The organism is Bacillus sp. SA1-12 (assembly GCF_000981385.1).
In the GTDB taxonomy this organism is placed as follows: domain Bacteria; phylum Bacillota; class Bacilli; order Bacillales; family Bacillaceae; genus Metabacillus.
The window spans coordinates 13,189-25,649 of sequence record NZ_LATZ01000012.1; the positions used below are offsets into that span (position 1 = coordinate 13,189).

The following is a 12,461-nucleotide window of genomic DNA, read 5'->3' on the forward strand; positions in this document are numbered from 1 at the left end:
TTAAACTTAATTAATTTTTGAAGGAGAGATTATACATGACAAAAGTATATTATAACGGAGACGTAAACGAAGCAGCATTACAAGGTAAAAAGGTAGCAATCATTGGATATGGTTCTCAAGGTCATGCACATGCACTTAACTTAAAAGAAAGCGGCGTTGACGTAGTTGTAGGTGTTCGCCAAGGCGGATCTTTTAACAAAGCTGTTGAAGATGGTCATCATGTTGTATCAGTAGCAGAAGCTGCACAGCTTGGAGATATAGTAATGGTTTTACTTCCAGATGAGCAGCAAGCAAAAGTATATGAAGAAGAAATCAAGCCAGGTTTAGAAGCAGGTAATTCATTAGTATTTGCACATGGTTTTAACGTACATTTCAGCCAAATCGTTCCTCCTGCAGATGTTGATGTATTCCTGGTTGCACCAAAAGGTCCAGGACACTTAGTAAGAAGAACATATGAAGAAGGTGCTGGTGTTCCTGCATTATTCGCTATCTATCAAGATGTTACTGGTACTGCAAAAGAAAATGCGTTAGCATATGCAAAAGGTGTTGGATCAGCTCGTGCGGGTGTATTAGAAACAACATTTAAAGAAGAAACTGAAACTGATTTATTCGGAGAGCAAGCAGTACTTTGCGGTGGTTTAACTTCATTAGTAAAAGCTGGATTCGAAACATTAGTAGAAGCGGGATATCAGCCTGAAGTTGCTTACTTCGAATGTTTACATGAATTAAAATTAATCGTTGACTTAATGTATGAAGATGGAATGGCTGGAATGAGATATTCAATCTCAGATACTGCACAATGGGGTGATTTCGTTTCAGGACCACGTGTTGTAGATGGCCGATCTAAAGAAGCTATGAAAGAAGTATTAAAAGATATTCAAACAGGTAAATTTGCAAAAGAGTGGATCTTAGAAAACCAAGCAAACCGCCCACAATTCAACGCTATCAATAACAACGAAACTGAACATCAAATCGAAGTTGTAGGTAAGAAGCTTCGCGCAATGATGCCTTTCGTTAAATCTAAACAAAACAAGAAAGAAGCGGTGAGTGTGAGTGCGAAAAATTAACCTATTTGATACAACGCTCCGTGATGGCGAGCAATCTCCAGGCGTCAACCTTAATGTGAGAGAAAAGCTGGAGATTGCTAAACAGCTAGAAAGACTCGGAATGGACGTTATTGAAGCAGGGTTTCCTGCTACATCAAAAGGTGATTTATTAGCAGTTCAAGAGATTGCAAAGACAATTAAAACCAGCTCTGTTACCGGACTTGCAAGGTCTGTAAAAAGCGATATCGATGCAGCGTGGGAAGCATTAAAATTTGCCGAGGAACCAAGATTGCATGTGTTCTTGGCAACTTCCCCGATTCATCGGGAATATAAGCTTAAAAAATCGAAAGAACAAGTTATTGAAACAGCTGTAGATGCTGTGAAATATGCTGCTAAGTTTTTCCCGATCATTCAATGGTCTGCAGAAGATGCTTGCCGTACAGAACTTCCATACTTAGCTGAAATTGTTGAAAAAGTGATTGAAGCAGGTGCAAATGTTATTAACATTCCTGATACTGTAGGATATATTACACCGAAAGAGTATGGAGAAATTTTTACGTATCTGCGTGAGAACGTAAAAGGAATTGATAAAATTATCTTATCCGCACATTGCCATGATGATTTAGGCATGGCAGTTGCGAATTCTCTGTCAGCAATTGAACATGGTGCCGGACAAATTGAAGGAACCATAAATGGAATTGGTGAAAGAGCAGGTAATGCTGCGCTAGAGGAAGTGGCAGTTGCCCTTCATATACGCAGCGATTATTACAAAGCAAAAACAGGCTTGACTTTAACTGAAATTAAGCGATCTAGTGAACTTATCAGTAATCTTACAGGAATGGTTGTTCCAGGAAATAAAGCTGTCGTTGGCCGCAATGCCTTTGCCCATGAATCAGGCATCCATCAGGACGGCGTATTGAAGGAAAAAACAACGTATGAAATCATTTCACCTGAGCTTGTAGGTGTCTCAACAAATTCAATGGTGCTTGGTAAGCATTCAGGACGACATGCATTTAAAAATAGATTACATGAATTAGGATATGACATTTCAGATGAAGAAGTTAATAAATTATTCATGGCATTTAAAGAGCTTACAGAGAAGAAAAAGGAAATCTCTGATGATGATTTAAAAGCCCTTCTTATAGAAGAAAAGGTTGCGAGCAAAGAAGCTGCATATGAGTTAAGTGCATTGCAGGTTCAATATGGAACCTCTCAAGTTCCAACAGCAACAATAACGTTAATCAATCCCGAAAATGAGATCATTCAGGAAGCTGCAACAGGAGCTGGAAGTGTTGAAGCCATCTACAATACATTAGAACGCTGTATCGGTACTTCAATTAATCTAGTTGACTACCGCATTCAGTCTAATAGTGGAGGTCGAGATGCACTTGCACAAGTGTATGTCAAAATTAAAATAGGCGAAGCAGAAGCAAGCGGAAGAGGCATGGCACAAGATGTATTAGAGGCATCAGCTAAAGCTTATATCAATGCAGTTAACCGGATGACATTACTTTCTAAATTACCTAAACAAACTCTAGAAGCAAGTCTGCTAATTTAAAATCACTCGAAGGGGGAAGGGAATATGAAAAAAACAATTGCATTATTACCGGGTGATGGAATAGGTAAAGAAGTAGTTGATGTCACAGTTGATATCTTAAAAGCTATTGCAGAACATTTTCATCATCAATTTCAATTTAATTATGGACTTATTGGTGGAGACGCAATTGATCAAAAAGGCAACCCACTGCCTGAGGAAACAATTCGTATTTGTAAGGAATCTGACGCTATTATTTTAGGTGCTGTCGGCGGTCCGAAATGGGATCAAAATCCTGTTGAATTAAGACCTGAGCGCGGACTATTAGCTTTACGTAAAGAACTGGACTTATATGCAAACCTGCGTCCGATTAAAACATTTGAAAGCTTGCTAGACTCTTCCCCTTTAAAGAAAGAGTATGTAAATGGAGTAGATTTTGTTATCGTTCGTGAGCTAACAGGCGGATTATATTTCGGGAAGCCAAGTGAGCGCATTGTTCATGAAGGTGAGGATGCGGTTGTCGATACATTGCTTTATAAACGTTATGAAATCGAACGAATCCTTGTTTCGGCATTTGAAATTGCTGCAAAACGCCGTAAACATGTTACTTCAGTTGATAAAGCAAATGTTTTAGAATCTAGCCGTGTATGGAGAGAAGTGGCAGAAGAGGTAGCAGCTAGATATCCTGAAGTTACACTTGAACATATGCTGGTGGATAATGCTGCTATGCAAATCATCCGTTCACCTAAACAATTTGATGTTATCGTTACGGAAAATATGTTTGGTGACATTTTAAGTGATGAAGCATCAATGATCACGGGTTCACTAGGAATGCTATCCTCAGCAAGTTTATCTTCAGGCGGCTTACATTTATATGAACCGGTACACGGATCAGCCCCTGACATTGCTGGGAAAAATATTGCAAATCCTGTAGCGACAATTCTTTCAGCGGCGATGATGCTTCGTCAATCCTTCGGTTTGGAAGAAGAAGCAAAAGCAATTGAAAAAGCTGTTGATAATGTATTAAATGCTGGGAACCGTACAGCTGATCTAGCTGAAGGTGGAAAGTTTCTAACTACTAAGCAAATTGGGGAAGAAATTAAGAATGCTCTTGCAGATGACCATGCTATTTTAAACATTATGGAAGCTTATTCTTAATAAAAACGGAACTGGCTGGTTTGGGGACAGTCGAAATAAATAGAGACCAATATATAGTAAGAAAGTTTTTTAGGACTTATTATTTATATTGAGTTTGAGGGGTCTGACATTTGCTTTTGTCAGCCCCTCATTTTCCATCTATAAAAGGAGGTTATGACTATGAAGCCAAGAACGATAATTGAAAAGATATATGACGAGCATATAGTTCAACAAGAACAGGGGAAACCGGACTTATTATATATCGATTTACATCTAATCCATGAAGTTACATCACCACAGGCTTTTGAAGGCTTACGTGAAAAAAATCGTAAAGTAAGAAGACCTGACAGAACGTTTGCGACAATGGATCACAATGTTCCAACGGTAAACCGATTTGTCATCAATGATGAGGTTGCAAAAAATCAAATTAGTGCTCTAGAACGAAACTGTAAGGAATTTGGTATTCGTTTGGCTGACCTTGAGAGTGAGGACCAAGGAATTGTCCATGTTATTGGTCCTGAATTAGGGTTGACTCTACCAGGAAAAACAATCGTTTGTGGAGATAGCCATACGTCAACACATGGAGCATTTGGAGCAATTGCCTTTGGAATTGGAACAAGTGAGGTAGAGCACGTTCTAGCAACGCAAACGATATGGAGACAACGCCCTAAAACGTTAAATATCCATATTCCAGGCAAGCTTCAAAAAGGAGTAACAGCGAAGGATGTTATTTTAGCTGTCATTGGTAAGTATGGCGTTCGTTTTGGTACTGGGTATATTATTGAATATACAGGCGAAGTTATTGAAAGCTTATCAATGGATGAGCGTATGACCATCTGTAATATGTCAATTGAAGCAGGAGCAAGAGCAGGGCTAATAGCACCTGATGAAACAACTTTCTCTTATATTAAAGGCAGAAAATATTCACCTAAAGGAGAAGAGTTCGAAAAAGCTGTAGAATATTGGAAAACATTGAAAACAGACGAAGGCGCTGGGTATGACAAAGTCATCACATTACAAGGTGAGGATATTGCACCAATGGTTACATGGGGAACAAACCCGGGAATGGCTGTTGGTGTTGATGAAAAAACACCTGATTTAAATAGCTTCAACAACGAGGAAGAAATCGACGAAGCTAAGCGTGCATTTGGCTATATGGGATTACAGCCAAATATGAATATTGAAGATATTACAATTGACCATGTCTTTATCGGATCCTGTACGAATTCACGTTTAACTGACTTGAGACAAGCTGCAGAAGTTATTAAAAGTTTACAAGGCCAAAGAGTTGCTCCTACTGTAAGAGCAATTGTTGTACCTGGATCTCAAACTGTTAAAAAAGTTGCTGAAGAGGAAGGCTTGGATGAAATTTTTAAAGAAGCTGGTTTTGAATGGAGAGAATCTGGCTGCAGCATGTGCTTAAGCATGAACGATGACGTTGTTCCTGAAGGTGAACGCTGTGCTTCAACCTCAAATCGTAACTTCGAAGGAAGACAAGGTAAGGGAGCAAGAACACATCTAGTCAGCCCGGCCATGGCAGCGGCAGCAGCTATTCATGGCAGATTTGTAGATATACGCCATATTCAGGAGAAAATTCACGCTTAATAGGAGGGGCAAAATGAAACCTTTTACAACACTTCAAGGAAAAGTAGCTGTTTTAAACAGAGCTAATGTTGATACTGACCAAATTATTCCAAAACAATTTCTTAAAAGAATCGAAAAAACAGGCTACGGCCGCTTTGCCTTTTTCGATTGGAGATATCTTCCTGATGGTTCTGAAAACCCTGATTTTGAACTAAACCAAGAAAAAAGCAAGGGAGCCACCATTTTATTAGCAGGTGAAAACTTTGGTTGTGGTTCTTCACGCGAGCATGCTCCATGGGCCCTTTCCGATTATGGATTTAAAGTCATTTTAGCACCATCGTATGCAGATATTTTTCATCAAAACTGTTTAAAAAATGGTTTACTTCCAATCACTCTAGATCAAGCTGTTTTGGATGTGATTCGCCAAAAGGCAAATGCTGAAGGCTACGAATTAGAAGTAAATCTAGAAGAGCAAAAGCTTACAGACAATGATAATCTATCGGAGTCTTTTGCCGTAGATCCTTATTGGAAGGATATGCTTCTACACGGGAAAGATGAAATCGACTTAACATTAAATTATGGTGAGAAAATCCAGAAATATGAAGTGGAAAGAAGAGCTACATTTTTATAATGCAGCTCTTTTTTTCTATATAAAAAGGAACTGCTTGTTTTCCAAGAGTTGGATTGATAAACTTGAAAGCAAAGAAAGGTTGCTGGAGTTGACCAACATTATGGAAAAGAAAAAGCACTCAAAAGTCATTCCCTTTCCTAATTTAAAGGATCGTTATATTGATAAGGGAATGGATTTATTAAAAGAGAAAAAATATCATGAAGCCCTGACCATGTTTTCTGAAGCAAAGAAATTAAATGAAGATAAAGCAGAGCTTCACTTAGGTATGGCTATATGCTTTATGGAGCTGGGTGAGCTAACAGAGGCAAAGGACATATGCAAAAAAATGCTCCTGGAAGATATCGGCCACTACTTCACAGTTTTGCAAATTTATTTAACGATTTTGATTCAGCTTCGAGAATACCAGGAAGTTCAATCGACAATTGAAGCGGTGTTAGAGGAAAATCAACTTCCCGCTGAAAGTGCAGAGCATTTTTATAAATTGTTAGAATTTAGCAGAAAGATGACGCAAAATGATGCAGAAATTATTGAAACGGATGATGATGATGAGCAGCCATTATATATTGAAGACATTTTAGAAAATACAAACAAGCAAATGGCTTATATCCAATCATTGCGGGATCGAAATATTAGCAAGCATTTTTCTTCGCTTAAGATGCTTTTAGAAAATCCGAATAGTCATCCCATGATTAAATCAATGGTTCTGCACTTAATGATCGAGAATGAAATAGAAAGGGAAGTAACAGTTTATAAATTCGGGGAAACAGTATCCGTTATACCTGCAAAGCTTGATGACCTATCTGAATTGCCTTTTACCAAAAAAGTGCTAACGATTTTAGATGATACACTTGGCAACGAAAATCCAACCTTGTTTGAGGCGGTAAAGGAGCTTTGGATCCGTCATTTATATGTTCTTTACCCTTTACTTCCCAAGCCCACAGATGCTAATTTATGGGCAGCAGCGCTGCATATGGTCGGGTATGAAATGCATGGAATAACATTGGATCCTAAAGAAATAAAGGATTTATATAATCTCTCATTGCCATTATTACATGAAGCATGTAAAAAAATTTATCAAATAGAAGAAATTTCTTATATGCAAATATGAGGCAACATGTTGAAAGGAATCTTTTCTATGTTATAATAAAATGGTTGCAAAATAGTGATCATCGTATGTAAGGTCATTTTAGTGTAGGCAAAATGGGCCTTCTTTTTATCCCGTTCTAACCTGTCTGGTAAGCTAATGACAGTAGGAACTGAGGTAAGTGAAACTAACAATTGCCTGGGATGAGGAGAATCTCACAATGGAAGTTTCAATTATGCGAAATCCTTTAGCAAGGTTAGTAATCGGTTATTTCTACCGTACATAAACAGGTATATCGATGTGGATGATTGTTTAAACTGGACAAGCAGCCACATCGATATACCTATCACTTATTCGCACAATCATTATAGATTTTTGGAGGGAACAACATATGTCAGTAAAATGGGAAAAATTAGAGGGGAACGATGGCGTTCTAACGGTTGAAGTTCCAGCTGAGGAATTCAATAAAGCACTTGATGAAGCATTTAAAAAGGTTGTTAAGCAGGTTTCTATTCCTGGTTTCCGTAAAGGGAAGATTCCACGCGGCATGTTCGAGCAGCGCTTTGGCGTAGAATCTCTATACCAAGATGCTTTAGATGTTATCTTACCTACAGCATATCCAAATGCAGTGGATGAAGCTGGAATCGAACCTGTTGATCGTCCTGAAATAGATGTTGAACAAATTGAAAAAGGTAAGAATTTAATCTTCACTGCAAAAGTTACTGTTAAGCCTGAAGTAAAATTGGGTGAATATAAGGGTCTAGAAGTTGAAAAATTAGACGATACTGTAACAGATGAAGATGTTGAAAATGAATTAAAACAACTTCAAGAGCGTCAAGCAGAGCTTGTTGTGAAAGAAGAAGGTGCAATTGAAAACGGAGATACTGCTGTTATCGACTTTGATGGATATGTTGATGGCGAAGCTTTTGAAGGCGGAGCAGCTGAAAACTATTCATTAGAAATTGGTTCAGGTTCTTTCATTCCAGGATTTGAAGAGCAGCTTATCGGTTTAGAAGCAGGCGCAGAAAAGGATGTTGAAGTAACATTCCCAGAAGAATATCACGCAGAAAACCTTGCTGGTAAACCAGCTGTTTTCAAAGTGAAAGTTCATGAGATCAAATCAAAACAGCTTCCAGCTTTAGATGATGAATTTGCTAAAGATGTTAACGATGAAGTTGAAACTCTTGATGAGCTAAAAGCTCAAACAAGAACTCGTCTTGAAGAAGCGAAAAAGACTGAGGCTGAAAATAAATTACGTGACACATTAGTTGAGAAAGCAGCGGAAGGCGTAGAAGTTGACATTCCAAATGCTTTAATTGAAAATGAAATTTCCCGCATGATGCAAGAGTTTGAGCAACGTCTTCAAATGCAAGGTATGAACCTTGACCTTTACTTCCAATTCTCAGGTCAAGACGAAGAAGCATTAAAAGCTCAAATGAGAGAAGATGCAGAGAAGCGCGTAAAATACAACTTAACACTTGAAGCAATTGCTAAAGCTGAAAACATTCAAGTTTCTGATGAAGATGTTGAAGCTGAATTAACAAAAATGGCTGAAATGTACAACATGCCTGTTGAAAGCATTAAACAAGCATTAGGCGGATCAGCTGAAGGTCTTAAAGAAGACTTAAAAGTTCGTAAAGCGATCGATTTTCTTGTGGAAAATAGCAAAGTTGTTGCATAATAATAATTAAAGAACAAGGCGCGATTGGATCGTGCCTTGTTTTATACAATCATGTTTTATTTATATTCCTTTGGGAATGATATAAGAAAGCTAATACATACATACACATAAATTAATAAGATGTTTTAATTGCTTTACGAAAGGTTAAATATTAGGTAAAAGATAAAACTTTTTATAATTGTAACCTTTTTTAAAGTTGAAGTAGTATCATTACCAGTTAACCTATGACTTATGGTAAAATGCAATACATACACCTGTTTTGACAATCAATTCTTTACATATGTGTAAGGAAGAAAGACCTACCTGCAATGACCTGAATTGGCTTGAAAATAGAAGACTTTATTGGGGTGGGGCAGAATTATTAAGAGTGAGATAAAGATACAAGGGGTGAAACAATGTTTAAATTTAACGACGAAAAAGGACAGTTAAAATGTTCATTTTGCGGTAAAACTCAAGATCAGGTTCGCAAGCTGGTAGCTGGACCTGGAGTCTATATATGTGATGAGTGTATTGAGCTTTGCACTGAGATTGTTGAAGAAGAATTAGGAACTGAAGAAGAAGTTGAATTTAAAGATGTTCCAAAACCAAGAGAAATTAATGAAATATTGGATGAGTATGTAATTGGTCAGGATCAAGCTAAAAAATCCTTAGCTGTTGCTGTATATAACCACTACAAGCGAATTAATTCCAACAGTAAGATCGATGATGTTGAGCTTTCTAAAAGTAATATTGCGATGATTGGTCCTACAGGAAGCGGCAAAACTTTGCTTGCACAAACTTTGGCACGCATTTTAAATGTACCGTTTGCAATTGCAGATGCAACATCATTAACAGAGGCAGGATACGTTGGTGAAGATGTTGAAAACATTTTATTAAAGCTTATCCAGGCTGCAGATTATGATGTTGAAAAAGCAGAAAAAGGGATTATCTATATCGATGAAATTGATAAGGTAGCCCGCAAATCTGAAAACCCATCAATCACTCGTGATGTATCTGGTGAAGGTGTTCAGCAGGCATTACTTAAAATTCTTGAAGGTACGGTGGCAAGTGTTCCTCCTCAGGGGGGAAGAAAACATCCACATCAAGAATTTATTCAAATTGATACAACAAATATTTTATTCATTTGCGGTGGTGCATTTGACGGAATTGAACAAATTATCAAGCGCCGCCTTGGTAAAAAAGTAATTGGTTTTGGTTCAGACAATAAAAATGCTGATCTCGATAAAAAAGCGTTGCTATCACAGGTACTTCCTGAGGATTTACTGAAATTTGGATTAATCCCAGAGTTTATTGGTCGTTTACCGGTAATTGCAAGCTTAGAACCACTTGATGAGGATGCATTAGTTGAAATTTTAACAAAACCGAAAAACGCTTTGGTTAAACAATATCAAAAAATGTTAGATCTTGATGGCGTTGAACTTGAGTTTGAAGAAGGAGCACTCATTGAAATTGCTAAAAAAGCAATTGAACGAAAAACTGGTGCTCGCGGCCTGCGTTCTATCATTGAAGGAATTATGCTCGACATGATGTTTGATCTTCCATCACGTGAGGATATTGCAAAAACAATCATTACAGCTGAAACAGTTACTGGCAATACACCGCCGAAACTTATCTTAAATGATGGAACAGTTATTCAAGATGATAAAAAGACATCTGCATAAATAAATGTCTAACAACCAAAAGGGAAGCTGAGCTCAAATCAGCTTCCCTTTTTATTTTTTGACATGTTTAATCCTGTATAACCTCGGGGATACTAGCTATAAATAAACCGCTTCAACAATAAAAATCAATCGAATATTTTTGCCTGGATACTGGCAAGCATAGGCTTGCCTTTTGTCAGCTTTAAGTGAGTAGAACCCGGTTGATTACATAACAATTTTGTTCATCTTTTCATAAGCTCACTTACAATTGAACGAAAGAATCTGAGTAAGGGATAGGACGATAAAAACAATGACCGAAAAGATTCTGAATAAAGCAGTTTCATAAAAAGAAATTCGGTTATTTTTTTACAACAAGTAGCGGTAATAAAGACACCATAGCAGGAGGGACTACAATGAGTTGGACAAGCATCGCTTTATTTATTCAGCTGTTTTTTGGGATTATTATTGGGATGTATTTCTGGAATTTATTAAAGAGTCAAAGAACACAGAAAATCTCAATAGATCGTGAATCTAAGAAGGAAATGGAACAATTAAGGAAAATGAGGGCGATTCGTTTAACAGAACCTTTAGCTGAAAAAGTAAGACCAAAGAGCTTCCAGGATATTGTCGGACAAGAAGATGGAATACGCTCATTACGGGCAGCGCTTTGTGGTTCAAATCCTCAGCATGTCATTATTTATGGACCGCCGGGAGTCGGAAAAACTGCTGCTGCAAGGCTTGTATTAGAGGAAGCAAAACGGAATGTGAGATCACCATTTAAAGATAATGCTGTTTTTGTTGAACTAGATGCAACAACGGCTAGGTTTGATGAAAGGGGGATTGCTGATCCTTTAATTGGTTCTGTCCATGATCCTATTTATCAAGGAGCAGGAGCCATGGGTCAAGCAGGTATCCCACAGCCGAAACAAGGAGCTGTTTCTCATGCACATGGAGGTGTTCTGTTTATCGATGAAATTGGTGAACTACATCCCATCCAAATGAATAAGCTCTTAAAAGTGTTGGAGGATCGCAAAGTATTTTTAGAAAGTGCTTATTATAATGAGGAAAATACGCAAATTCCAAACCATATTCATGACATCTTTAAAAATGGTTTGCCGGCTGATTTTCGCCTAATTGGGGCTACTACGAGAACACCAAACGAGATTCCTCCAGCTGTTCGCTCGAGATGCTTAGAGGTCTTCTTCAGAGAACTTGAACAGGATGAACTGGCAATTGTTGCGAGGAAAGCAGCAGATAAGGTAGATATGATGGTAAACGATGAAGGAATTGATATGTTAACCTCTTACGTCCGCAATGGCCGCGAGGTTGTCAATTTAATGCAAATTGCCACAGGTATGGCGATGTCAGAGGATCGGAATGAAATAACTGTTGAAGATCTTGAATGGGTAATTCATTCTAGCCAGTTAACGCCTAGACATGAGAAAAAGATTAATAAAAAGGCAATGGTAGGGTTAGTGAATGGGTTAGCAGTATATGGCCCAAATACAGGAGCTCTTTTAGAAATAGAAGTAACCGTTATTCCAGCAGAGAAAGATAAGGGGTCCATCAATATTACAGGAATTGTTGAAGAAGAAAGCATTGGGGATCGGTCAAAATCAATTAGAAGAAAAAGTATGGCAAAAGGTTCAATTGAAAATGTAATAACTGTCCTAAGGTCTATGGGAATTAATGCAGGAGATTATGATATCCATGTGAACTTCCCAGGCGGCACGCCAATTGACGGACCATCAGCAGGAATAGCGATGGCAACAGGAATCTTTTCTGCGATTCATAAAATTGCAATTGATAACACTGTCGCCATGACGGGTGAAATTAGTATACATGGGTTTGTCAAACCGATCGGCGGCGTCATTCCAAAGATTAAAGCCGCCAAAAAGGCTGGAGCAAAAACAGTGATCATTCCAAAAGAAAACATGCAATCAATTTTAAAAGAAATTGATGATATTAACATTGTACCCGTAACACACTTACAAGAAGTCTTTGACATAGCCCTTGTCAATCCGCCAACAGAAAAAGCCAGTCCCTTGCTGCAAAAGAATACACAAGTATATCCTCATCAGGAATCTGTATAGTAATTCAATTATTGGGGTCAGTCCTCCTTAA

Annotated in this window: 9 protein-coding genes; all 9 read left to right on the forward strand. The window is 37.9% G+C overall.

Features of this window, described 5'->3' with window-relative positions:
* The first annotated feature begins 35 nt into the window (after positions 1-35).
* The 9 genes from ilvC (at position 36) to lonB (ending at position 12,430) form a co-directional block, all read left to right on the forward strand.
* Positions 36-1,067, forward strand: coding sequence for a ketol-acid reductoisomerase (ilvC, locus tag WQ54_RS09795; protein WP_046515685.1), 1,032 nt, complete (start codon positions 36-38; stop codon positions 1,065-1,067).
* Positions 1,054-2,604: a 2-isopropylmalate synthase gene (locus WQ54_RS09800; RefSeq protein ID WP_046515687.1), complete on the forward strand. Its 1,551-nt coding sequence runs from the start codon at positions 1,054-1,056 to the stop codon at positions 2,602-2,604. Before ilvC ends, WQ54_RS09800 begins: the two co-directional genes overlap by 14 nt.
* Before the next feature lie 24 nt (positions 2,605-2,628).
* Positions 2,629-3,738: a 3-isopropylmalate dehydrogenase gene (gene leuB, locus WQ54_RS09805; RefSeq protein WP_046515690.1), complete on the forward strand. Its 1,110-nt coding sequence runs from the start codon at positions 2,629-2,631 to the stop codon at positions 3,736-3,738.
* 159 nt (positions 3,739-3,897) lie between these two features.
* A complete protein-coding gene (leuC, locus tag WQ54_RS09810; protein ID WP_046515693.1) occupies positions 3,898-5,322 on the forward strand; it encodes a 3-isopropylmalate dehydratase large subunit in 1,425 nt (474 codons plus the stop codon).
* Between the two features lie 13 nt (positions 5,323-5,335).
* Entirely contained in the window at positions 5,336-5,932 is a 597-nt protein-coding gene (leuD, locus tag WQ54_RS09815; RefSeq protein WP_046515695.1) for a 3-isopropylmalate dehydratase small subunit, read from the forward strand.
* Positions 5,933-6,029: 97 nt separating this feature from the next.
* Positions 6,030-7,040: a lipopolysaccharide assembly protein LapB gene (locus tag WQ54_RS09820; RefSeq protein ID WP_156177857.1), complete on the forward strand. Its 1,011-nt coding sequence runs from the start codon at positions 6,030-6,032 to the stop codon at positions 7,038-7,040.
* A gap of 367 nt (positions 7,041-7,407) precedes the next feature.
* A complete protein-coding gene (gene tig / locus WQ54_RS09825; protein WP_046515698.1) occupies positions 7,408-8,697 on the forward strand; it encodes a trigger factor in 1,290 nt (429 codons plus the stop codon).
* A gap of 395 nt (positions 8,698-9,092) precedes the next feature.
* Complete coding sequence (clpX, locus tag WQ54_RS09830) at positions 9,093-10,358, forward strand: ATP-dependent protease ATP-binding subunit ClpX (RefSeq protein WP_046515701.1); 1,266 nt, start codon at positions 9,093-9,095, stop codon at positions 10,356-10,358.
* A 392-nt stretch (positions 10,359-10,750) separates the two neighbouring features.
* A complete protein-coding gene (gene lonB / locus WQ54_RS09835) occupies positions 10,751-12,430 on the forward strand; it encodes an ATP-dependent protease LonB (RefSeq protein ID WP_046515703.1) in 1,680 nt (559 codons plus the stop codon).
* Positions 12,431-12,461: the final 31 nt, after the last annotated feature.